Source organism: Afipia clevelandensis ATCC 49720 (assembly GCF_000336555.1).
Taxonomy (GTDB): Bacteria; Pseudomonadota; Alphaproteobacteria; order Rhizobiales; family Xanthobacteraceae; genus Afipia; species Afipia clevelandensis.
This window is the reverse complement of the sequence record NZ_KB375281.1, coordinates 2931634-2953024: the sequence shown is the minus strand read 5'-3', so window position 1 is coordinate 2953024 and position 21391 is coordinate 2931634. Positions and strand designations below refer to the sequence as shown.

Annotated in this window: 19 protein-coding genes; 9 read left to right on the top strand and 10 right to left on the bottom strand. The window is 62.9% G+C overall.

Annotation, left to right across the window (positions count from 1 at the left end; all coding sequences use genetic code 11):
• Window positions 1–60: 60 nt before the first annotated feature.
• Entirely contained in the window at window positions 61–2856 is a 2796-nt protein-coding gene (locus HMPREF9696_RS14110; RefSeq protein ID WP_040301472.1) for a [protein-PII] uridylyltransferase, read from the bottom strand.
• Window positions 2857–3152: 296 nt separating this feature from the next.
• Between HMPREF9696_RS14110 and HMPREF9696_RS14100 the strand changes: the two genes are divergently transcribed.
• On the top strand, window positions 3153–3665 hold the full coding sequence (locus HMPREF9696_RS14100; RefSeq protein ID WP_002713705.1) for an OsmC family protein: 513 nt from the start codon (window positions 3153–3155) through the stop codon (window positions 3663–3665).
• Here the strand turns inward: HMPREF9696_RS14100 and mutS are convergent, their stop codons facing one another.
• The gene (gene mutS, locus HMPREF9696_RS14095; RefSeq protein ID WP_040302059.1) at window positions 3666–6401 is read right to left on the bottom strand and encodes a DNA mismatch repair protein MutS; all 2736 of its coding nucleotides are present in this window, start codon (window positions 6399–6401) and stop codon (window positions 3666–3668) included.
• Between the two features lie 207 nt (window positions 6402–6608).
• On the opposite strand from mutS, the gene pcaF reads away from it, so the two are divergent.
• Window positions 6609–7817 (top strand): 3-oxoadipyl-CoA thiolase, encoded by a 1209-nt coding sequence (pcaF, locus tag HMPREF9696_RS14090; RefSeq protein ID WP_002713703.1) that lies wholly within the window; start codon window positions 6609–6611, stop codon window positions 7815–7817.
• A gap of 68 nt (window positions 7818–7885) precedes the next feature.
• Here the strand turns inward: pcaF and HMPREF9696_RS14085 are convergent, their stop codons facing one another.
• The 4 genes from HMPREF9696_RS14085 to HMPREF9696_RS14070 all read right to left on the bottom strand — a co-directional run bounded on the left by HMPREF9696_RS14085 (window position 7886) and on the right by HMPREF9696_RS14070 (window position 12305).
• The gene (locus HMPREF9696_RS14085; protein ID WP_051053320.1) at window positions 7886–9397 is read right to left on the bottom strand and encodes an MDR family MFS transporter; all 1512 of its coding nucleotides are present in this window, start codon (window positions 9395–9397) and stop codon (window positions 7886–7888) included.
• A 47-nt stretch (window positions 9398–9444) separates the two neighbouring features.
• The gene (locus tag HMPREF9696_RS14080) at window positions 9445–10608 is read right to left on the bottom strand and encodes an HlyD family secretion protein (RefSeq protein ID WP_002713701.1); all 1164 of its coding nucleotides are present in this window, start codon (window positions 10606–10608) and stop codon (window positions 9445–9447) included.
• Window positions 10601–11074, bottom strand: coding sequence for a MarR family winged helix-turn-helix transcriptional regulator (locus tag HMPREF9696_RS14075; protein WP_002713700.1), 474 nt, complete (start codon window positions 11072–11074; stop codon window positions 10601–10603). The genes HMPREF9696_RS14080 and HMPREF9696_RS14075 overlap by 8 nt, the downstream gene beginning before the upstream one ends.
• Window positions 11075–11198: 124 nt before the next feature.
• Window positions 11199–12305, bottom strand: a complete 1107-nt coding sequence (locus tag HMPREF9696_RS14070; protein WP_002713699.1) for a patatin-like phospholipase family protein — start codon at window positions 12303–12305, stop codon at window positions 11199–11201.
• A gap of 183 nt (window positions 12306–12488) precedes the next feature.
• Here HMPREF9696_RS14070 and HMPREF9696_RS14065 point away from each other — a divergent pair, with 183 nt between their 5' ends.
• The 3 genes from HMPREF9696_RS14065 to ispG all read left to right on the top strand — a co-directional run bounded on the left by HMPREF9696_RS14065 (window position 12489) and on the right by ispG (window position 15305).
• Window positions 12489–12980, top strand: a complete 492-nt coding sequence (locus HMPREF9696_RS14065; protein WP_002713698.1) for a Fur family transcriptional regulator — start codon at window positions 12489–12491, stop codon at window positions 12978–12980.
• 64 nt (window positions 12981–13044) lie between these two features.
• Window positions 13045–13998, top strand: coding sequence for a DMT family transporter (locus HMPREF9696_RS14060; RefSeq protein ID WP_002713697.1), 954 nt, complete (start codon window positions 13045–13047; stop codon window positions 13996–13998).
• 17 nt (window positions 13999–14015) lie between these two features.
• Entirely contained in the window at window positions 14016–15305 is a 1290-nt protein-coding gene (gene ispG, locus HMPREF9696_RS14055; protein WP_002713696.1) for a flavodoxin-dependent (E)-4-hydroxy-3-methylbut-2-enyl-diphosphate synthase, read from the top strand.
• Between the two features lie 35 nt (window positions 15306–15340).
• On the opposite strand, the gene HMPREF9696_RS14050 is transcribed toward ispG, so the two are convergent.
• The 3 genes from HMPREF9696_RS14050 to HMPREF9696_RS14040 are packed head-to-tail and all read right to left on the bottom strand — an operon-like array spanning window position 15341 to window position 18572.
• Window positions 15341–16948: a Na+/H+ antiporter gene (locus HMPREF9696_RS14050; protein ID WP_002713695.1), complete on the bottom strand. Its 1608-nt coding sequence runs from the start codon at window positions 16946–16948 to the stop codon at window positions 15341–15343.
• A gap of 7 nt (window positions 16949–16955) precedes the next feature.
• A complete protein-coding gene (locus tag HMPREF9696_RS14045; RefSeq protein WP_002713694.1) occupies window positions 16956–17633 on the bottom strand; it encodes a DUF1345 domain-containing protein in 678 nt (225 codons plus the stop codon).
• 12 nt (window positions 17634–17645) lie between these two features.
• Window positions 17646–18572, bottom strand: coding sequence for a polyprenyl synthetase family protein (locus tag HMPREF9696_RS14040; RefSeq protein ID WP_002713693.1), 927 nt, complete (start codon window positions 18570–18572; stop codon window positions 17646–17648).
• A gap of 166 nt (window positions 18573–18738) precedes the next feature.
• Between HMPREF9696_RS14040 and HMPREF9696_RS14035 the strand changes: the two genes are divergently transcribed.
• From HMPREF9696_RS14035 to HMPREF9696_RS14020, 4 genes are all read left to right on the top strand, one after another.
• Window positions 18739–19026, top strand: coding sequence for a DUF1330 domain-containing protein (locus HMPREF9696_RS14035; protein WP_002713692.1), 288 nt, complete (start codon window positions 18739–18741; stop codon window positions 19024–19026).
• A 5-nt stretch (window positions 19027–19031) separates the two neighbouring features.
• Window positions 19032–19706: a monofunctional biosynthetic peptidoglycan transglycosylase gene (gene mtgA / locus HMPREF9696_RS14030; protein WP_002713691.1), complete on the top strand. Its 675-nt coding sequence runs from the start codon at window positions 19032–19034 to the stop codon at window positions 19704–19706.
• A gap of 138 nt (window positions 19707–19844) precedes the next feature.
• Complete coding sequence (rpmF, locus tag HMPREF9696_RS14025; protein ID WP_002713690.1) at window positions 19845–20027, top strand: 50S ribosomal protein L32; 183 nt, start codon at window positions 19845–19847, stop codon at window positions 20025–20027.
• A gap of 148 nt (window positions 20028–20175) precedes the next feature.
• Complete coding sequence (locus tag HMPREF9696_RS14020) at window positions 20176–20883, top strand: hypothetical protein (RefSeq protein ID WP_002713689.1); 708 nt, start codon at window positions 20176–20178, stop codon at window positions 20881–20883.
• A gap of 5 nt (window positions 20884–20888) precedes the next feature.
• On the opposite strand, the gene HMPREF9696_RS14015 is transcribed toward HMPREF9696_RS14020, so the two are convergent.
• Complete coding sequence (locus HMPREF9696_RS14015) at window positions 20889–21203, bottom strand: hypothetical protein (RefSeq protein ID WP_002713688.1); 315 nt, start codon at window positions 21201–21203, stop codon at window positions 20889–20891.
• Between the last annotated feature and the right edge of the window lie 188 nt (window positions 21204–21391).

Below are 21391 nucleotides of genomic sequence, written 5' to 3'. Positions count from 1 at the left end.
CGCCTGCGGCAAATGGCCATGATCCAAAGTGCAGGGGAGGCCGGCGCGCGGAAAGATAAGTCAGGCCGCGGGTTTTTCCGACGCATCGCCGTTGGCGAGCAGATGGATCAGGGCGCGCTTGATGGCGGCCTGCCGGGTCGGCGCGGTAATCTGTGCGCCGAGCAGATCGGTCACATAGAACACGTCGCGGGCGCGCTCGCCGAAGGTCGCGACATGCGCGGAGGCGATGTTGAGATTGAGCTTGGAGATCGCGGTGGTGAGCTGAAACAGCAGGCCGGGCCGGTCGAGGCCCGAGACCTCGATCACGGTGTAGCGGTCGGACCACTGGTTGTTGATAGTCACTTCAGGCTCGACAATGAACGGCTTCAGCCGTGTCTTCGAGGCCGTGCGGCGCGCCATCACGTCCGGCAGCCGCAGTTTGCCTTCCAGCACCTGCTCGATGGTGTCGCCGATGCGGGTGGCGCGGCGGCCTTCATCATCGTCGCGGTCGTATTCGCGGGTGATGGCGATGGTGTCGAGCGCGATGCCGTCGGTGGTGGTGTAGATTTGCGCGTCAACGATGTTCGCCCCGGCCGACGCGCAGGCGCCCGCGATGATCGACAGCAGCCAGGGATGATCCGGCGCCATGATGGTAAGTTCGGTGACGCCGCGCCCTTCGTCGAAGCCGACATTGACCGCGAGCTTGTGGCCGCCGGCTTCGCTCGCCTTCACAAACCGCGCGTGACGGATTTTGCGCGCCAGCTCGACCTTCAGCCAGTAGGCCGGATAGTGCCGTGAGATATAGGCTTCAAGCTCTGCTTCCGGCCATTCCTTGAAGTTGGCGCGGAATTCCGCCTGCGCCACTTCAATGCGCTGGGCGCGGTTGACCTCGGAGAAGCCGCCGGTCAGCACCGGTTCGGTTTCATAATACAGCGTGCGGATGAGCTGCGCCTTCCAGCCGTTCCAGACGCCGGGACCGACGCCGCGAATGTCGGCGGTGGTCAGGATGGTCAGCAGCTTCATCTGCTCCACCGATTGCACGACGGCGGCGAAATTCTCGATGGTCTTGCGGTCCGACAGGTCGCGCGACTGCGCCACCGTGGACATTGTGAGGTGTTCTTCGATCAGCCAGGCGATCAGTTCGGTGTCGGCGGTGTTGAAGCCGAAGCGCGGGCACAGCCGCCGCGCGACCTTGGCACCAGCAATGGAGTGATCCTCGGGCCGGCCCTTGGCGATGTCATGGAGGAATACCGCCATGTAGATCACGGCGCGATGTTCGGGCTGAATCTTTCGCATCAAGTCGCTGGCAACGGCGAATTCGTCGTTCCCGCCGCGCTCGATGTCCTGAAGGATGCCGATGCAGCGCAGCAGATGCTCGTCCACGGTGTAGTGGTGATACATGTTGAACTGCATCATCGACACGATCCGTCCGAACGCGCGGATGAAACGGCCGAGCACGCCGGCCTCGTTCATCCGGCGCAGCACGGTCTCCGCGTCGTTCGATGTCAGGATCTCCATGAACAGCTTGTTGGCGTCCGGATTCTCGCGCAGCTTCGGCGTGATAAGCCCGAGCGAGCGCGTGGCTGCGCGCATGGCGTCCGGATGGAATGCGAGATTGTTCTTTTGCGCGAGACGGAAGACGCGGATCAGATTGACCGGATCGGTCTTGAACACGTCGGGCGCGGCCAGGTTGATGCGGTTGTTGTCGACCACGAAGTCGTCGCTGCCGGGAACGCGGCTGCGTTTGCGGCCGGGGCGCAGCCGCGCCATCATGCGGCTCAGGACCGGCGCAGGCTTGGTTTCCTGATCCTCCAGTTTGGCGCAGAGGATCGCGGTCAGATCGCCGACGTCTTTGGCGATCAGGAAGTAGTGCTTCATGAAGCGTTCGACATCCTGCATGCCGGGATGCGAAGTGTAGCCCAGACGTTGTGCGATCTCGCGCTGCATTTCAAACGACAGCCGCTCTTCGGGCCGGCCGGTATAGAAATGCATGTTGCAGCGGACCGACCACAGGAAATCTTCGCAGCGGCGGAAGGTGCGGTATTCCTGCGGATCGAACACGCCCTGCTGGACGAGGTCCGCGGCGTCATGAACGCGGTAGACATATTTCGCGATCCAGAACAGCGTGTGCAGGTCGCGCAGCCCGCCCTTGCCGTCTTTCACGTTGGGTTCGACCAGATAGCGTGACTGGCCCGCGCGGCGGTGACGCTCCTCGCGCTCCGCCAGCTTGGCGGCGACGAATTCGGCGGCGGTGCCTTGCACCACTTCCTTGTCGAAGCGCATCACCAGTTCATCGTAGAGCGCTTGGTCGCCGGTGAGGAAACGGGTTTCCAGCACCGAGGTGCGGATGGTCATGTCCGCGCGCGCCTGACGGATGGACTCGTCGATCGAGCGGGTGGCGTGACCGACTTTCAGACCCATGTCCCAGAGGCAATATAGAATCGCCTCGGCGACCTGTTCGCCCCATGCGGTCTGCTTGTAGGGCAGGATGAACAGCAGGTCGATGTCGGACTCCGGCGCCATCAGGCCGCGTCCGTAGCCGCCGGTGGCGATCACCGCCATGCGCTCGGAGTCCGACGGCGTCGGCGAGTGATAGAGGTGCCGGGTCGCGGCGTTGAACAGGATGCGGATGATCTCGTCCTGAACGTCGCAGAGCCGCTCGGCGCAGCGGCGGCCGTGGCGATCCTTCAGGAGTTGGGCCTGCGCCGCGTCGCGGGCGCGCGCCAGTTCACCCTTCAGCAGTTGGGTGATGGCGGCGCGGAACTGATCGTCCTTGCCGGCGTGCCTGTCGGCCAGCGCATCCACCTCGGCGGTGATGCGCGCCGTATCGAACTGCACTTCGGGGGCTGGGGGAATCGAGGCCGTCACGCTGTCCATCCTCTTCGGATAACGGACAGCAACAGCGGTGTCATCAGGCGATTGCGGCAGAACGCGCCGTCTGTGCTGTTTTCTCGTCCGTTGGCGAGAGCGGCCTTTTTTGCGACGTGCATGTCTGCAGTTTTCGTCACGTCGGCGAAGCAAGATAACTTGTTGAAATATATCAACATTTCCCCCGTTAAAAAGGCTGCGTTAGGGGATTGCAGCAGGTGATTTGCGCGCCGCAGGTGAGAGGACATAATGCGGAATAAGCCGTCGGTGGCGATGTTGATCCCGGAAGAAACGGAGACAGGATCATGGATTCGACCGAGCTGCGCGCCATGCAGGCGCCGATCAAGGATCGCTACAAGGCGGACCCCAAGGCAGCCCTGATTACGCTCAAGGCGCGAGGTTCGCTCGACAGCGAGGGCCTGTCCTGCAAGGTCGAAACCGGCAAGGCGGCGGCTGCGATTGCCGGTTTGCATCCGGGGACAGGCGGCTCGGGTCTTGAACTGTGTTCCGGCGACATGCTGCTGGAAGCGCTGGTGGCTTGCGCCGGCGTGACCCTGAAGTCGGTGGCGACCGCGATCGACGCGCCGCTGAAATCCGGGAATGTCACGGCCGAGGGCGATCTCGATTTTCGCGGCACGCTCGGCATCGACAAGGAAGCTCCGGTCGGCTTTGCCGAAATCCGCCTGCGTTTCGATGTCGACACCGATGCGCCGCAGGACAAGCTCGATCAGCTTCTGAAACTCACCGAGCGTTATTGTGTGGTCTATCAGACTATCAGGAACGGCCCGAAGACCAGCGTGTCGATCAACCGCGTCTGATTACTGCTTCGGCAGCTTCGCTTTCAGCGCATACAAAGCATCGAGCGCTTCGCGCGGCGACATGTCGTCGGGATGCAGCGCGCCAAGCGCTTCGGCGATCTGGTCGGCGATGCTCGGCGGCTGCGGTTCGGGTGCGGCGCGCGACGGCACGGCGAATAGTGGCAGGTCGTCGGCCAAGGCGCGGGCCGTGGTGTTGCGGTCCTGTGCTTCGAGTTTCGCCAGCACCGACTTCGCGCGTGCGACCACGGCGGCGGGGAGCCCTGCGAGTTTAGCAACCTGAATGCCATAGGAGCGGTCTGCCGAACCCGGCAGCACCTCGTGCAGGAACACGACATCGCCCTGCCACTCTTTCACGCGAACGGTGGCATTGAACAGGCGCGGCAGATTGGCCGAGAGCGCCGTCAATTCATGATAATGCGTGGCGAACAATGCGCGGCATCTGTTCGATTCATGCAGGTGTTCGATCGAAGCCCATGCAATCGACAGTCCGTCGAAGGTGGATGTCCCGCGTCCAATCTCGTCGAGGATCACCAGCGCCCGCTCGCCAGCCTGATTGAGGATCGCCGCGGTCTCGACCATTTCGACCATGAAGGTCGAGCGCCCGCGCGCGAGATCGTCCGCCGCGCCGACGCGGGAGAACAGCCGGTCCACAATGCCGATATGGGCGAGCTTCGCGGGCACGAAGCTGCCGATCTGCGCCATCAGCGCGATCAGCGCGTTCTGCCGCAGGAAGGTCGATTTACCGGCCATGTTCGGACCGGTGATCAGCCAGATCTGCCCCGAGGACTGCGTCGGCCCCGGCGACAGGTCGCACGCATTGGCGATGAACGGCTGTCCGTCCCGTTTCAATGATTGCTCGACCACCGGGTGGCGTCCGCCTTCGATCGAGAACTTCAGTGAGTTGTCGACCACAGGCCGCGTGTAGTTCTCGTCGACGGCGAGCTTGGCCAGCGCGGATGTGACATCGAGCAGCGCGAAAGCATGCGCGGCGGCGCGCAAGTCATCGCCGGCAGCGACCGCCTGCGCGCACAGTTTGTCGAAGATTTCGAGTTCAAGCCCGAGCGCGCGGTCGCCGGCATTGGCGATCTTGGCTTCGATCTCGCCGAGTTCGGTGGTGGTGAAGCGAACTTGCCCGGCGAGCGTCTGGCGATGGATGAAGGTCGCATTCAGCGGCGCGGTCATCAGCTTGTCGCCGTGCTGCGCGGTGACCTCGACGAAATAGCCGAGTACGTTGTTGTGCCGGATCTTGAGGCCCTTGATGCCGGTATCGTCTGCGTAACGTGCCTGCATCGCCGCGACCACGAGGCGCGAGGCGTCGCGCAGGTTACGGGTTTCGTCCAGCGCGGCTTCGTAACCCGAGCGGACAAAGCCACCGTCGCGCTTGAACAGCGGCAGTTCATCCGCGAGACCACGCGCAAATTCTTGTGCGAGATCGCGTGACGGGCGGCGCAAAGCCTCTATCGCAAGTGAAATGTCGCGCGGCAGCTTTTCGATCTTCGCGAGCCGGTCGAGAATCCTGTCGGCGGCGAGAATGCCGTCGCGCAGTGCCGCAAGATCGCGCGGGCCGCCGCGCCCGACCGAGAGCCGCGCCAGCGCGCGTGAAATATCAGGTGCCGCGCGCAGGATGCTGCGCAGATCGTCACGCGCTGCGCTGTCGTCCGCGAACAGCGCCGTCGCATCGAGCCGGTGCGAAATAGCAGCGCTGTCGGTGAGCGGCGCCGCGAGGCGTTGCGACAGCAACCGCGATCCGGCGGCGGTTACCGTGCAGTCGATGGCGTCGAGCAGCGATCCGCGCCGCTCGCCCGCCAGCGTCCGCGTCAGTTCGAGATTGGCGCGGGTGGCGGGGTCGATCGCCATGGTGGTGCCCGCCGCTTCACGCGCCGGCGGCGACAGCGGCAGGTGCTGGCCGACCTGGGTACGGTCGACATAGGTCACGGCGGCCGCCGCTGCGGTGGCTTCCAGCCGCGACATCGCGCCGAAACCATCCATGGTCGCAACGGCGAAATAATCACACAGCCGCCGCTCGGCGGTGGCGGCGTCGAAAATGTCGCGGGTCACCGGCGTGACCGCGGCGAGCGTGCGGAACAGCGCGGACAGTTCGGGGTCTGAATACAGTGCGTCCGTGACGACCACTTCATTCGGATTGATCCGCGCCAGCGTGGCGCCAAGTTCGTTGGCACCACATTCGGTGACGCTGAATTCCGCGGTCGAAATATCAATCCATGCGAGGCCGATACGGTCGCTTGCCGCCGATGACCCGCGTGCGCGCGCAATGGCGAGCAGATAATTGTTCGCCTTCGCGTCCAGCAACGTGTCTTCGGTCAGCGTGCCCGGCGTGACCAGCCGTACCACGTCGCGGCGAACCACACTCTTGTTGCCGCGCTTCTTGGCTTCGGCGGGATTCTCGGTCTGCTCGCAGACCGCGACGCGGTGGCCGAGCGCGATCAGCCGGTGCAGGTAATCGTCCGAACGCTCCACCGGCACGCCGCACATCGGGATGTCTTCGCCCATGTGCTTCCCGCGCTTGGTCAGCGTGATGCCCAGCGCGCGCGAGGCGGTTTCGGCATCCTCGAAGAACAGTTCGTAGAAATCACCCATCCGGTAGAACAGTAGCAGGCCCGGATTGGCGGCCTTGATCTCCAGATATTGTTCCATCATCGGCGTGACCCGCCCGGCAGCGTCCGGGGCTGCGGTTTCGGGAGTCGGCGATGCGGGCGGCGTGGAATGGATGGTCATGGAGCGAACATTAGCAAAGTTCTTCCGCATGGTGGAATTGCCGGCGGCGTTTTCCACGTCTTGCGCGGTTCTGTGCATGGCCGCCCTGCCACGTCAGGAGCCTGTTCCGGCCATGGATCGTTTGACGCGGTGGAGACCGCTTCCTAAAACTCTCGCCAGCCGGAAGCGGACGCGCCAACGCCCGCAGGATTTTCAGGGAGAGTGACCATGCGTGATGTTTACATCTGTGATGCGGTGCGTACGCCTATCGGACGGTTCGGCGGATCGCTGGCCAAGGTTCGCGCGGACGATCTTGCCGCGGCGCCGATCAAGGCGCTGATGGAGCGCAATGCGAAGGCCGACTGGGGTGCGCTGGACGAAGTGTCCTATGGCTGCGCCAATCAGGCCGGCGAAGACAACCGCAATGTCGCGCGCATGGCGCTGCTGCTGGCGGGCTTGCCCGAGACGGTGCCCGGCATGACGGTCAACCGCCTCTGCGCGTCGGGCCTCGATGCGGTCGGCGGCATCGCCCGGGCGATCCGCGCCGGTGAAATCGACTTCGCCATCGCGGGCGGTGTGGAGTCCATGACCCGCGCGCCGTTCGTCACCGGCAAGGCCAACGAGGCCTATCAGCGTGCGGTGGAAACCTATGACACCACGATCGGCTGGCGCTTCGTCAATCCGCTGATGAAGAAGATGTACGGCGTCGACTCCATGCCGGAGACCGGCGAGAATGTCGCCACCGATTACCAGATTTCGCGTGAGGACCAGGACGCCTTCGCGATCCGCTCGCAGCAGCGCGCGGGCAAGGCGATTGCGGCGGGTTACTTCGCCGAGGAAATCGTCCCGGTCACGGTTGCCGGCGGCAAGACGGGTCCGGTGATCGTCGACAAGGACGAGCATCCGCGTCCCGAAACCACACTGGAGCAGCTTGCCAAGCTGAAGCCCGTGACCCGCCCGGACGGCACGGTGACTGCGGGCAACGCCTCGGGCGTGAACGATGGCGCGGCGGCGATCATTCTCGCGTCCGAAGAGGCGGTGAAGAAGCACGGCCTGACCCCGCGCGCAAAGCTGCTCGCGCATGCCTCGGCCGGCGTCGCGCCGCGTGTCATGGGCATGGGCCCGGTGCCTGCGGTGCGCAAGCTGCTCGAGAAGCTCGGCCTCAAGATCAGCGACATCGACCTGATCGAGCTTAACGAGGCGTTTGCCTCGCAGGGCCTTGCAGTGCTGCGCCAGCTCGGCGTCAAGGAAGATTCCGATTTCGTCAATCCGCATGGCGGTGCGATTGCGCTAGGCCATCCGCTCGGCATGAGCGGTGCGCGGCTCGTTCTGACGGCGGTGCATGGTCTTGAGAAGCGCGGCGGCAAGTATGCGCTGGCGACCATGTGCGTCGGTGTGGGTCAAGGTGCCGCCGCGGCGATTGAAAAGGTCAACTGAGCTTATCTGGCATCAGACGAAAACGGGGAGCCTTGGCTCCCCGTTTTTCTTTGAGTTGATCCGATGGACTATTCCATCACCGCGGCATGATCCGGGCTTTGCGTCTGTTTTCGCAGCGCGGCCTTGGTCGAGCCGATCATCATCGCCAGCGGGATGGCGCACAGCGTCACCACCATCACCATCTGGTAATCGTGCGAGAACGCGATGATCTGCGCCTGTGCCTTGATCATGACATCCATGATGGCGCGACCGGAATCCGTCGTCATGTTGAGCATTCCTGCGACGTCGGGCATCTGCATGGCCTGATTGAATGGCGTGACGTGTTCGTTGAGGATTGCGTAACTCTCCCGGCCGCCGGACGTTAATTTTGCGATCACAACCGAGATGCCGATCGAACTGGCGACATTGCGCATCAGGGTCAGCATCGCCGTGCCATCGGTGCGCAGCTCATTCGGCAGTGTCAGGAACGAGACCGTACTGAGTGGCACGAACACCAGCCCGAGACCGAAGCCTTGCGCGACGCTGACGGCCACGATGGTCGGTACGCCGGTCTGGTCGGTCCACTGGGTCATGAAGTAAAGCGACACTGACATCAGCAGCATACCGCTCGCGATCAGAGTCCGGGCCTCGACATACTTCATCATGCGGCCCACCAGCATCATGGCGACGAATGTGCCGCCGCCGCGGGTCGCGAGCAGCAGCCCTGCGGTCATGATCGGATAGCCGATCACGTTCTGCAGATAGGGCGAAGCCAGCGCCATGGTGCTGTAGAGCACGAGGCCCATGATCGCCATGAAGATGCAGCCGCTGATGAAGTTGCGGTCCTTGAAGATCGCGAACTGGATGAAGGGCCGCTTGGTCGTGAAGGAGTGCGCGAAGAAGTAGTAGAAGCCGATCGCCGAGATGACGGCTTCGGCAACGATCTCCGGCGATTCCAGCCAGCCAAGCTGTTCGCCGCGATCCAGCGCCAATTGCATCGCGCCGATGCCGATGGCGAGCGACGTAAAGCCGAACCAGTCGAAGCGCAGATCATGGTTCTGTTCGGTCTCGTCCATGAACGCCATCAGACCGAGAACGGTGAAGATGCCGAAGGGCAGGTTGACGAAGAACACCCAGTGCCAGGAGTAGGTTTCCGTCAGCCAGGCGCCGAGCGACGGACCCATGATCGGGCCGAGCATCACGCCCATGCCCCAGATCGACATCGCCTTGGCGCGCTCATGCAGCGCGTAGGAATCGAGCATCACGGCCTGTGAGAGCGGCACCAACGCTGCGCCGAATACGCCCTGCAGCAGACGGAACAGCACCATCTGCGTAATGTCCTGCGCGAGGCCGCACATCACCGAAGCCGCCGTGAAGCCTGCGGAGCAAACGATGAACACCTTCTTCCGTCCGAACCGGTTGGCGATCCAGCCGACCGGCGCAGTCATGATCGCCGCCGCCACGATGTAGGACGTCAGAACCCAGTTGATCTGGTCCTGCGAGGCCGACAGCGTGCCCTGCATGTAGGGCAGCGCGACGTTGGCAATTGTGGTGTCGAGCGCCTGCATAATTGTCGCGGTCATCGCGCAGATGGTGACCATGTTGCGGCGAAATCCCGGTGCCGCCGCCGTGGAGGCGGAGGCGGCGGTCACCGGGCGTTCTCCTGCGCCGTAGCAGAGGAGAATCCAAGCAGGCCTGCAAGCGTGCGCTGATGTCCGGTATCGACCCAGACAAACGTGCTCATGCCGGCCTTGAGCTTCCGGACGGCGGCGTCATGGGCGTCGAAATAGATCCGCACCGGCACACGCTGAACGACCTTCACGAAGTTGCCGGTGGCGTTCTGCGGCGGCAGGATCGCGAACTGCGCGCCGGTGCCGGGGCTGAGTGAGCCGACGGTGCCCTTGAAGGTGTGATCCGGGAATGCGTCGATCGACATGGTCACCGGCTGTCCCTTGGCGACGTAGGTCAGATCGGACTCCTTCAGATTGGCGTCCACCCACGGATGCGCATCGTCAATCACGCTGAACACCGGCGCCCCTGCGTTGACGAAGCGCCCGAGCTGGATGCTGTCGACTTGTGTGGCGGTGCCGTCGATCGGCGCACGCAGAACGGTGTGATCGAGATTGCGCTGCGCCTGGTCGAGCGCGGCCTTGGCCTGGAAGTAGGGCGGGAATTCTTCCAGCGGCAGGTCAGGGTTGCCAAGCAACTGGTTTTTCGAGCTCGAGAGCTGTTGCTGCAGCATCTCGAGCTGCGCGCGCGCCAGCACGAGATTGGTGGTCGCGGTATCGAGATCGAGCTGAGAGCCGGACTGCGACTTCACCAGCGACGCCTTGCGCTCCACATCGCGCTGTTTCAACTCGACGCCCTGTCTGGCGAGATCGAGCATCTGTGCGTAAATCTTCACGTTGTCGCGCAGATTGGTGTAGTTCGTCTTCGCGGTTTCGAGGGTGGCCTTGGCCTGCTGAAGCGCGAAGCGGAACGGCACCGGATCAATCTCGAACAGTTCGTCGCCAGCCTTGACCTTCTGCCCTTCCTTGATGAGCACTTTTTGAATCTTGCCTGAAATATCCGGCGTGATCAGCACCTTCTGCGCGCCGACATAGGCGTCATCGGTCGAGGCATAGCGTCCGCCTGACAGATAGAATGCGACGCCTGCGACCAGCGCGATGAGCGGCACCACGACCAGCAGCAACGTGCGCCGCTTTTCGCGGGCAAACTGGCGCCAGCTTTTCTTTCGCGGTGCTTCTGCCGCCGGAGCCGCGGTTTCGGGGGCTTTTTGTTCAGCGGGAAATTTGACGACTTGATCAGCCATACCGTGGCTCCTTGAGTTTGGCCTCGCTGACGGCCTGCAGCGCGTCGCGGACATTGTTCTTGATGAATTCGAGCTGGCCGGTCAGCGCATCGGCTTCCGGACCGGTGAGATGGCTCAATGCGGTCTGCGTGATTTCGGCGCGCAGCTTGGCGAGCTGTTCCAGCATCGGGCGCGCCGCCGGGCGCAGATACAGCCGGTTGACGCGGCGGTCTTTCGGATCTTCGCGGCGTTCGATCAGGTCGTTGCTGCAGAGCCGGTCGATCAGCCGTGTCAGCGTGATCGGCTGCATCTCCATCATGTCCGCGAGTTCGGACTGCTTCAGTCCCTCGGTGCGTTCGAGCTTGGCGAGCACCGCCCACTGCGCGCGGGTGATGCCGTAGCGCGCCGCCAGCTTGTCGGCATACAGCCGCAGCATCCGCTGGGTCTCGAACAGGGCGAACAGAAAATCGGCGTTGGTCCGGGGCATTCGCTGTTCCATCCGTAAGCTGCGCTATAATAAGCTAGCTTATTAATTCTGGAAGAGCATGCCCGGATGCGACCCATGCATGTCTGCATGGGTCAAAAACATCAATTTTATCAGATGATTGGACTTAAGCCCACTCCACACCGGATTCGGCAGCAAGGTCGATTGTGCTGCGGTGGCCGAGGTCGTCGAAATGGGCGTCGAGGAACTTCTTGGCGGCGCGTTTGCCGGCCCGGTGCAGCAGTTCAAAGAACTCGTAGTCGGTCTTCATCTTGCTGGAGGCGGCAAGACGGGTGCCGAGGATTCCGAGGTCGATCCGGTGAATGTTGAGCCGGCGATATTGATCCTTGCCGGTGCCGCGCGGCAGGCGGCCGTCGTCGATCAACCGATTGACGAAATCCATGGTGCGCAATTCGGAAATCAGCGCCGAGTTGAAGGTGATTTCATTCAGGCGATTGATGATCTCACCGGATGTTTTCGGCGTGGTGTCGCGCGATACCGGGTTGATCTGCACCACCACGACGTCTTCGGCTTCGGTCGCGTGCAGGAAGGGAAAGATCGCGGGATTGCCCATGTAGCCGCCGTCCCAGTAAGGCACGCCGTCGATTTCAACCGCGCGAAACATGAACGGCAGCGCTGCCGAGGCCATCACCACGTCGGCGGTGATCTTCTCGTTCGCGAAGACGCGCAAGCGCCCGGTGTGGACATTGGTTGCTGAAATGTAGAGTGCGAGCTCGGTGTTGGCGCGCAAGGCGTCGAAGTCGACGAGGCGCTCCACAAGCTGGCTCAACGGGTTGATGTTGAGCGGATTGAGTTCATAGGGTGAGAAATAGCGCGACATCGCCTCGAACCAGTTCTGCATCGGTGTGGCTGCGAAGGGCATCAGCGAAATCATGCGGTCGGTCATCGCGCGCTGGATCGGCGGCAGTTCTCCCCCGGTGCTGGTGGCGCGCCAGAATTCCGCGAGCCGCTTGCGCGCTTCTTCCGGTCCGCCGCGGGTCAGGCCATCGGCCAGCATCACGGCGTTCATGGCGCCGGCTGAGGCGCCTGAAATACCGGTGATCTCCAGACGGCCGTCCGCAAGGAAATGATCGAGGACCCCCCATGTGAATGCGCCATGCGAGCCGCCGCCCTGAAGCGCCAGATTGATCTTCCTGGCCCCGCTTTGTTTGCGCAGACCGCCAAAGTTCCAGGGCGCTAGGGTGTCGAGGTAAGTCTTGAGAGCGGTCGCCATGAGCTTCTTTCTCTCCGAACGGGTGTGACGCTTTGCTTCGGTATCATCAGCCCTTTGTAGACACGTCATTTAGGGCTTTTATGATGCGTCGCAATAGAAATTGCTGCAATGCGATAAATTCAGGCGTCCCATTCCCATGAAATTATGAGCGGAATCACGACATCCGCACTACATATTGAAGCGATGACATCCGCGAAGCCTGCATTTCCCGATCCAGATCATGACCACGGACGCTGTGCCGAGGACGCGTTTTCGCATGCCGAAAAAATCTGTGTCGGCCGCGGTCAGAAATTCACGCCGATCCGCCGGCAGGTTCTTGGCGCGCTGCTGTCGAGCCATCGGCCGCTCGGTGCCTATGAAGTGATCGATGAACTCGCCAAGACCATGCCGCGTCCGGCGCCGATCACGGTTTATCGTGCGCTGGATTTCCTGATGGAGAACGGGCTGGTTCATCGCATCGAGAGCCGCAACGCATTTCTTGCCTGCGCGCATCATCACGACGAGACCTCGGCGGTGGCGTTTCTGATTTGCGAAACCTGCGGATCGGTCGGCGAAATTCCGGCCGCGCCGCTGGCGAAAAGTTTCAGCGAGGCGGCACGCGGAACGGGCTTTGCGCCAAAACTGTCGGTGGTGGAAATCACCGGCGTCTGCGCACACTGCCAGCGGGCCGGCTGAGCAATGCTGAAATCGGACCGCTAGGCCCAACAAGAACACGGCGGCAAGCCGGACACGGAGCGTTATGCCCTCGAACGGTTTGAAGATTGCGCCGGCAGGCCGCCCCCTCGATACGAGGGCAGTCGCGCTGATGGTGATGCTGTGCCTGAGCTGGGGCTTCAACCAGATCACGGTCAAGCTCGCGCTTCCGGATATTCCGCCCATGCTGCAGGCGACGATCCGCTCGGCGGGCGGATTGATCATCATTCTGGCCGTGGCGTGGTTTCGCGGCGTGCCGCTGTTCCGGCGCGACGGCACGCTGAAGGCAGGTCTGCTCGCCGGAGTTTTCTTCGGTGTCGAATTCATCCTGATCTATCGCGGGCTGGTCTACACCACCGCCTCGCGCGCGGTGGTGTTTCTCTACATCGCGCCGTTCGTCGTGGCGCTCGGTTCCAAGCGGTTTCTCGGCGAGGCCTTGAGCAGACTGCAATGGGGCGGGCTTGCGCTGTCCTTCGCGGGTGTTGCGCTGGCCATCGGCGTGCCGCAGCCGTCGGTGGATGCCAAAGTCATTCTCGGGGACGTGCTGGTCATGGGCGGCGGCATTCTGTGGGCCGTGACCACACTGGTGGTGAAAGCGACGCCGCTTTTGCACGCGCCCGCTGAGAAGACGCTGGCCTATCAGGTCGCAATCTCGGTCCCGATCCTGGCGCTGGGAGCCGCGATCTCCGGGGAAAGCATCACCCACATGCCCGGGCCACTCGCCTTTGGCCTGATGGCCTATCAGACGGTCTGGATCGTTGGGACCACATTCCTGATCTGGGTCTTTCTCGTGAAAACCTACTCGGCGAGCAAATTGTCGTCATTTACCTTCATGACGCCCCTGTTTGGCGTCATTGGCGGCTATTTCGTCATGCATGACACCCTGACATTGGCCTTTGCGGGGGCTGCCCTTCTGGTCATGGCGGGCCTATATCTGGTAAACCGCCCCGGCGAACCGGCGGGGAACCCTTTGCTTCCAGCCACCGAAAACGACACCTGAGCCCAAAGAGATTTGACGTGAGCGATCTGAAAGAGCGGACCAAGGAAATCCAGGCCGGCCCCAAGGGGCGCCATCGGACGGTTCAGGTGACGGTCGGAAACGTCAAGGTCGGAGGCGGCGCACCGATCGTGGTGCAGTCCATGACCAACACCGACACCGCGGACATCGACGGGACCGTCAAGCAGGTCGCCGCACTGGCGCGTCAGGGCTCCGAGATGGTCCGCATCACGGTCGATCGCGACGAGGCGGCGGCTGCCGTTCCGCATATCCGCGAGAAGCTCGACAAGATGGGCGTGGACGTGCCGCTGATCGGCGACTTCCACTACATAGGCCACAAACTGCTCGCCGAATATCCGGACTGCGCCGCGGCGCTGGCGAAGTACCGCATCAATCCGGGCAATGTCGGCTTCAAGAACAAGCGCGACAGCCAGTTCACCGATATTGTCGAGATCGCGATCAAGAACAACAAGGCGATCCGCATCGGCGCCAACTGGGGTTCGCTCGATCAGGAACTCCTCACCAAGCTGATGGAAGAGAACGCGAAGTCGCCCGATCCGATCGACGCGCGCGCGGTGACCCGGGAAGCCATGGTGCAGTCGGCGCTGCTGTCCGCGGCGCGCGCCGAGGAAATCGGCCTGCCCAAGAACAAGATGATCCTGTCGGCCAAGGTCTCGAATGTGCAGGATCTGATCGCGGTTTATCGCGAGCTTGCCGCGCGTTCCGATTACGCCATCCACCTCGGCCTCACCGAAGCCGGCATGGGCTCGAAGGGCATCGTTGCCTCGTCAGCAGCGCTCGGCATTCTCTTGCAGGACGGCATCGGCGACACCATCCGTGTCTCGCTGACGCCGGAGCCGGGCGGCGACCGCACGCTGGAAGTGAAGGTCGCCCAGGAAATTTTGCAGACCATGGGTTTCCGCACCTTCGTGCCGCTGGTTGCGGCGTGTCCCGGCTGCGGCCGCACGACGTCGACCGTGTTCCAGGAACTGGCGCGCGACATCCAGTCGTTCATCAACGACGAAATGCCGAGCTGGAAGACGCGCTATCCGGGTGTCGAGCAGCTTAACGTCGCGGTGATGGGCTGCATCGTCAACGGTCCCGGCGAATCCAAACATGCCGATATCGGCATCTCGCTGCCCGGCACCGGCGAAACCCCGGCGGCCCCGGTGTTCGTCGATGGCGAGAAGTTCCGCACCCTGCGCGGTCCGACCATCGCGGCCGATTTCAAGGCATTGGTGATCGACTATATCGAGCAGCGCTACGGCGGGACCGGCGCCAAGGCTCCGGCCGTGACGGCGGCCGAATAGCTTTTGCGAAAGTCATGTTTACGAATGGCCCGCTGTCACAGCGGGCCATTTTTTTCGCGGTTGTCGACGACGGCTTCTTCCAGATCGAGATCGCGTTCGATGCGGCGGCGGGTTTCGTCGGTAATTTTTCCTTCGCGCAGCAGACGGTGCAGGCACAGCCGCTCCATCGTGATGATTTCGCGGACCAGCGAGGCGCCCTGCGTCGCGGGTGTGAATTGACCTTCCTCCCGCGGCGGTTCAGGCAGCGCGCGCATGCGCGTCTCGTGACGCGCTTCGAGAAACCGGGCGAGGCCTTCGGGCAGATCGCGCTCCTTGATGATTTTGTCGAGCGAGCCGCGCGCGTATTCCAGGATTTCCCGCCGTGCGGCGATCTCCGCTTCACGCTCATGGACCGCTTCCCGCTGCCCGTGCGCCGGCAGGCCGAGAGCCTTGACCAGTATCGGAAGCGTCAGCCCGATTCCGATCAGGGTGAAAGCAATGACACCGAAGGTGATCAACAGGATCAGGTCGCGGTGCGGGAAATCCTGTCCGTTCGGCAGCGTCAGCGGCAACGCCAGCGCGACCGCCAGCGAGACCACGCCGCGGATGCCGGTGAAGCCGATCACGACGATATACTGCCACGGCGGTTTGGCTTCGCGTTCCGCAAATCGTTTGCTGACGACGCGCGGGAGATAGGTGCCCGGGAATACCCACAGGAAGCGTGCGATGACGACGATGGCGGAGATGATCGCAATGGCGGTGAGGATTTCGGGCACCGGCAGCGCCTTGGATTTTTCCATCAGCAGCCGCAACTGGAAGCCGATCATCAGGAACAGCACGCCCTCGATCAGCCAGATCACGAAATCCCAGAAGAAGATGCCCTGCAGGCGCGTCTTGGATGAGATCAGCAGCGGCCCGTTCCAGCTCACATAGAGGCCGGTCACGACGGTGGCGATCACGCCGGAGCCATGGAAATGCTCCGGCACCCAGAAGGCGAGATAGGGTGTGAGCAGCGAGAGCGAAATTTCCACGCGGGGATCGTGTGCCCATTGCCGCAGCCGCAGACTGAGCCAGCCGACCGCGACGCCGAACACGATTTCGCCGGCGATGATCGCAACAAAGGTCTCGGCGGCAGGCGCGAGCGAAAACGAGCCGGTTGACACCGCGAGCACCGCGAACCGGTAGAGGATCAGCGCGGTCGCGTCGTTGGCGAGTCCTTCACCTTCGAGAATCACCAGAATGCGATGCGGCAGTTTCAACCGCCGCGCGATGGCAAGCGGAGCAACGACATCGGGTGGCGACACGATGGCGCCCAGCACGAATCCGACGCTCCAGGGAAATCCGAGCGCATAATGCGCCGCGGCCGCGACCAGCACCGTCGTGAAGATGACGCAGCCGATGGCGAGCAAGCCGATCGGGCGCAGGTTGGCCTTGAACTCGCGCCAGCTCATGGCGACGCCGGATGAGTAGATCAGCGGCGGCAGCACCAGCAGCAGCACACCTTCGGGCTTCATCTCGATGCGGGGAAATCCCGGCAGGAACGCCAGCACGATTCCGACCATGAGAAAGACAATGGCCGGCGCAACCGAAAGCCGTTTGGCAAGAACCGCGCAAATGCCCAGCGCGGTGAGCACAAGAAGGAACGTGAGAAACGTCGCGATCATGAAGAGATCATATGGCGCTGGCCGCGATGTTGACCATCAGGGCCAGCAACGCGGTGTTGAAGATAAAAGAAACGACGCCGTGGGCCGCGGCCGTCCGGCGGATGATCTTGTCCGTGATGCCGACATCCGACACCTGCGCGGTCATGCCGATCACGAAGGAGAAGTACACGAAATCCCAATAATCGGGTTGATCGTCACCGGGGAACGCAAGGCCGCTCTGCTTGCCGCCGCGATAATAATCGTGCGCGTAGTGCAACGCGAACGTGGTGTGAATCGCGGTCCACGACAGCACGATGGTCACCACGGCAAGAATGAGCTGCGGAGCCTGCTGCGGCTTGATCGCGAGTTCCATGACAATGGCGGCGATGCTCGCGAAAGCTCCGAGACCGGTCATGACAAGGATGAAGAATCGCCCATCGTCCTGCCGGGCGGCCTGACGGCGGATGTCGTCGATGCCGCACGAGAAGACGGTGATGAAAGCGAGGGCGACGTAGATGGCGATGAAAATATCCCAGGCCACCAGCAGCCGGCTTGCCGGCCGCCAGGATGCCGGCAGAAACAGCAAGGATGCCAGCCCGATCGCAAGCGCGATGAACGTCCGGGGCCGGGACATAACAATACGCAGCGGCCGCGGCATGCCCTTGAGGCGAAGAAGATACGGGTCGCCGTCCTTCTTGCCGGGCATCCTGTCGCCTTTCTAGTTCTGCCGTTCGGCGACGAAGCGTGATGCGGCGCGCAGAACGTCGCCTTTCGCACCGAACGGTGCGAGCGCGGCATCCGCTTGCTTGAGCAGATCGCGGACGCGCGCCTTGGCGCCGTCGATGCCGAGAAGCGTGACGAATGTGGTCTTGCCCGCAGCGGCGTCCTGTCCGGCCGGTTTGCCGAGCGCGGCCGCATCGCCTTCGACGTCCAGAAGATCATCGGCGATCTGGAACGCTTCGCCGAGCGCATGGCCATAGGTATCGAGTGCAGTGTAATGCTCTTTCGAGGCCTGCCCGAGCAGTGCGCCGGCGATGCAGCCGTATTTCAGGAGCGCGCCGGTTTTCATCTGCTGCAGCTTGGCGACATCCGGCGGTTCGGGATCACCGAAGCGGCCTTCGCCGGCGAGATCCATGATCTGTCCGCCGACCATGCCGCCGACGCCGGCGGCGCGCGCCAGCGCTCGGGTCAGCAGCAGGCGAACCGTCGGGTCCTTATGCACTTCGTCGCGGGTGACGATGTCGAATGCGAGCGTGAGCAGGCCGTCGCCTGCGAGGATCGCGGTCGCGTCGTCGAACTTCTTGTGCGAGGTCGGCCGGCCACGGCGCAGGTCGCTGTTGTCCATCGAGGGCAGGTCGTCGTGAATCAACGAATAGCAGTGGATGCATTCGAGCGCGGCGCCGACCATCAGCGCGCTCTCGCGCGGCACGTCGAACACGGCGGCGCTTTCAACAACCAGGAACGGCCGCAGCCGCTTGCCGCCATTGAGGCTCGAATAGCGCATCGCTTCCATCAGACGGTGCGGCCGCAGGATCTCGCCAGACAGCGGAACATCCGACAGAAGCTGCGTCAGCAGCGTTTCGGTGTCTGCCGCGGTGGCGTCGAGCCGTTTCATAAAATCTAGAGGGGACGTGCCGGTGGTCATCAAAAGCTCCAAAACAACGCAAATTTCGGCGGACAATCGGTCATGGCATCGCCCGCGTCAATTCCGCAAAGGCCGTTCTGACCGGGATTTGGCTAGGGCAGTGCGGCGGATTTCTGCTAGCTAGGCGGGGCTCGGATGTCTGGCCGATCTCCCAACAGGAGCCCCCATGCCTGCCTATGTCATTTTCGATGTCGAAATTCGCGATGGCGAGCGATACCAGAGTTTCATGAGCCAGGTGAAGCCGGCGCTCGAAGAGGCCGGAGGGCGGTATCTCGCCCGTGGTGGTGCGCACAAGGTTTACGAAGGCGACTGGACTCCGCACCGCATTGTTATCCTGGAGTTTCCGTCGGTGGCGGCGTTCGAGGCCTTTTACCATGGCCCGCTTTATCAGAGCCTCAAGCATATTCGGGATGAATGCAGTTCGGCCCGGCTCGTCAGTGTCGAAGGGCTGTAGCTTGAATGCGGCGATTGATCCGTACGGTGGTGCTGATTGTGCTGGGGCTGGTGCTACTGCCCTACGCGCTTACGCCGCTTTACAGCTTGGGCCATCCCGTCTCCACCTTGATGATCGGGCGCTATCTCACAGGTGAACCGGTGACCCGGACATGGGTCGATCTTGACGACATGTCCGAGGCCCTGCCGCGCTCTGTGATTGCCGCCGAGGACGCCAAATTCTGCTTTCATCACGGCATCGATTGGGATTCGGTCCGCGACGTCATCGAGGACGCGCAGGACGGGGACGTTGTACGCGGCGGTTCGACGATTACGCAGCAGGTCGCCAAAAACCTGTTCCTTTGGCCGGGCCGCAGCGTGATCCGCAAGGCGCTCGAATTTCCGCTGGCGATGTGGATCGACCTTGTGCTGCCGAAGAAGCGCATTCTGGAACTTTATCTGAATGTCGCCGAGCTGGGCCCGGGCGGGCAGTTCGGTGCGGAGGCTGGATCGCATTACGCCTTTGGCCGTCCGGCCTCGGCCCTGTCGCCCCGCGAAGCGGCGTTGTTGGCGTCGATCCTGCCCAATCCGGTCACCCGGAGCGCCCGCAATCCGGGGCCGGGGGTGCGGCGCATGGCAGGGACCTATGTGGTGAGGGCCCGATCCGCCGAAATCTCCGACTGCTGGGAGCGAAATCGCTGATATTTGGCCATTTTAACCCATTCTGGCGCCGCTTCCGGTCTGGATTTCACGCCAGCCTTGCTCTATAAGCGCGACCTCAATCCGGATTTTTGGAGAGCCCCCGCCCGGCGGGTGAGCCTTTTATAGGACGACGATCCCATGGCCGTTCCACGCAGGAAAACCTCGCCGTCTCGCCGCGGCATGCGCCGCTCGGCGGACGCGCTCAAGAAGCCGACTTATGTCGAGGACAAGGATTCGGGCGAACTGCGCCGTCCGCATCACCTCGATCTCAAGACCGGCATGTACAAGGGCCGCCAGGTCCTCAAGGTCAAGAAGGACTAAGGTCCTGATTTCAGCGCGCTGCCGATCCGGCAGCGCCGCTGTTGTCGCGATGTGGCAAGCGCGCGTTTGCGCGCCTTCACAAGAACGCCACAGACGCATGTGATGACGAGTGCATCACAGGATACTTCTCAGAGAGAGCCTGCCGACAATGATCGGTTTTCCGCTGCTTCTCATTCCGTTCGCGATCTACAACATCTTCGTCTTTCTGATGCCGGGCGTGGCGTTCACCGCGCCGGTCACGACCGTGTCGTTGATGTCGGGCGTCCAGTGGACGCCGACATTCGGCGATGCGCTGCTTGCATTGACGGCTGCTCTGTTGATGTTCGAGGTCATCAAGGCCGCGCGTCCCGGCGCGCGCTACCTGACCGATCATCTGTTGTCGCTGCTGGCTTCGGGCGCGGCGGTCGCTGAATTCCTGCTGCTGCCGCAGTTCGGCACGTCGACGTTCTTCCTGCTGGCCGTGCTGATGGTGGTGGAGTTTCTGGCCGGCGTCTCGATCGGATTCCGCAACCGTCACCGCCGTGTGCCGGTTGCGGTAGCTGCCGATGTTCCTGCGCCGACTCCCGCAGCAATGAGTCCCGCTCCGGTGACCACTGCGCCGGTCAATCCGGTGCCTGCCGAGCCGACCTTCGATCACATGCCGCAGGATGCAAAGCCTGTCGAGCCGGTATTTCCGCCGCCGCAGTCAACTCCCGCGCCCGAGGTTGCGCCGAAGCCGGTTCCGACGCTTGCGGTGGTTCGTTCGTCCGACAGCATGACGCCCGCGCCGGAGCGAAAGCTCTCCGACTGGACCGTCAGCGATCTTGTGTCGGATCACGCCCCCGACAACGCAGCCGGGCCGCAGCCCAAGCCCTGAGCCGCTTACACGCTCTGCGACACTACTTTGCCGAATGACGCTGCGCCCTTCGCTGTGGCGCGGCCATAGACGTCATGGGCGACCGAAGGCGTTTCCCGCCGCAGCGGGCGCGTCTGCGGAGCCTGCTCCGCCATCGCGATCAGATGCGCCACGAACGGTGCGCTCGGCCGGGACGAATAGCGCTCAGTAGCCCGGTGAGGATTTTCCAGCGGAACCAGCGCACGGCCTGGGATCACTACCTCGGCCTGCGGAGCGGTATCCGCGGCGGGTCGCGTTGTCTGGCCGATCCCTGCCGGGGACGTGATGCTGGACACGATCATTGCGGTCGCCTCGCCTGTCTCATTTTGGGACGCTATGCGTCTTCTTCACAAGACATCGCAAGGGCCGTGCCGGACATCGTTGGCAACACGTTACCAGTTTACGGACATTGGAAACAAAGCGCTTTGGCGGATTGTTCAGGAAATTGGCCTAGGCTGATGCGGCGCCGGGCCACTACTCTCGGTCCAGC

Bases quoted from the DNA above. Each gene is read 5' to 3' on its own strand.
- HMPREF9696_RS14110 (WP_040301472.1), bottom strand. From the start codon at position 2,856: ATGGACAGCGTGACGGCCTCGATTCCCCCAGCCCCCGAAGTGCAGTTC.
- HMPREF9696_RS14100 (WP_002713705.1), top strand. From the start codon at position 3,153: ATGGATTCGACCGAGCTGCGCGCCATGCAGGCGCCGATCAAGGATCGC.
- mutS (WP_040302059.1), bottom strand. From the start codon at position 6,401: ATGACCATCCATTCCACGCCGCCCGCATCGCCGACTCCCGAAACCGCA.
- pcaF (WP_002713703.1), top strand. From the start codon at position 6,609: ATGCGTGATGTTTACATCTGTGATGCGGTGCGTACGCCTATCGGACGG.
- HMPREF9696_RS14085 (WP_051053320.1), bottom strand. From the start codon at position 9,397: ATGGTCACCATCTGCGCGATGACCGCGACAATTATGCAGGCGCTCGAC.
- HMPREF9696_RS14080 (WP_002713701.1), bottom strand. From the start codon at position 10,608: ATGGCTGATCAAGTCGTCAAATTTCCCGCTGAACAAAAAGCCCCCGAA.
- HMPREF9696_RS14075 (WP_002713700.1), bottom strand. From the start codon at position 11,074: ATGCCCCGGACCAACGCCGATTTTCTGTTCGCCCTGTTCGAGACCCAG.
- HMPREF9696_RS14070 (WP_002713699.1), bottom strand. From the start codon at position 12,305: ATGGCGACCGCTCTCAAGACTTACCTCGACACCCTAGCGCCCTGGAAC.
- HMPREF9696_RS14065 (WP_002713698.1), top strand. From the start codon at position 12,489: ATGACATCCGCGAAGCCTGCATTTCCCGATCCAGATCATGACCACGGA.
- HMPREF9696_RS14060 (WP_002713697.1), top strand. From the start codon at position 13,045: ATGCCCTCGAACGGTTTGAAGATTGCGCCGGCAGGCCGCCCCCTCGAT.
- HMPREF9696_RS14050 (WP_002713695.1), bottom strand. From the start codon at position 16,948: ATGATCGCGACGTTTCTCACGTTCCTTCTTGTGCTCACCGCGCTGGGC.
- HMPREF9696_RS14045 (WP_002713694.1), bottom strand. From the start codon at position 17,633: ATGCCCGGCAAGAAGGACGGCGACCCGTATCTTCTTCGCCTCAAGGGC.
- HMPREF9696_RS14040 (WP_002713693.1), bottom strand. From the start codon at position 18,572: ATGACCACCGGCACGTCCCCTCTAGATTTTATGAAACGGCTCGACGCC.
- HMPREF9696_RS14035 (WP_002713692.1), top strand. From the start codon at position 18,739: ATGCCTGCCTATGTCATTTTCGATGTCGAAATTCGCGATGGCGAGCGA.
- mtgA (WP_002713691.1), top strand. From the start codon at position 19,032: ATGCGGCGATTGATCCGTACGGTGGTGCTGATTGTGCTGGGGCTGGTG.
- rpmF (WP_002713690.1), top strand. From the start codon at position 19,845: ATGGCCGTTCCACGCAGGAAAACCTCGCCGTCTCGCCGCGGCATGCGC.
- HMPREF9696_RS14020 (WP_002713689.1), top strand. From the start codon at position 20,176: ATGATCGGTTTTCCGCTGCTTCTCATTCCGTTCGCGATCTACAACATC.
- HMPREF9696_RS14015 (WP_002713688.1), bottom strand. From the start codon at position 21,203: ATGATCGTGTCCAGCATCACGTCCCCGGCAGGGATCGGCCAGACAACG.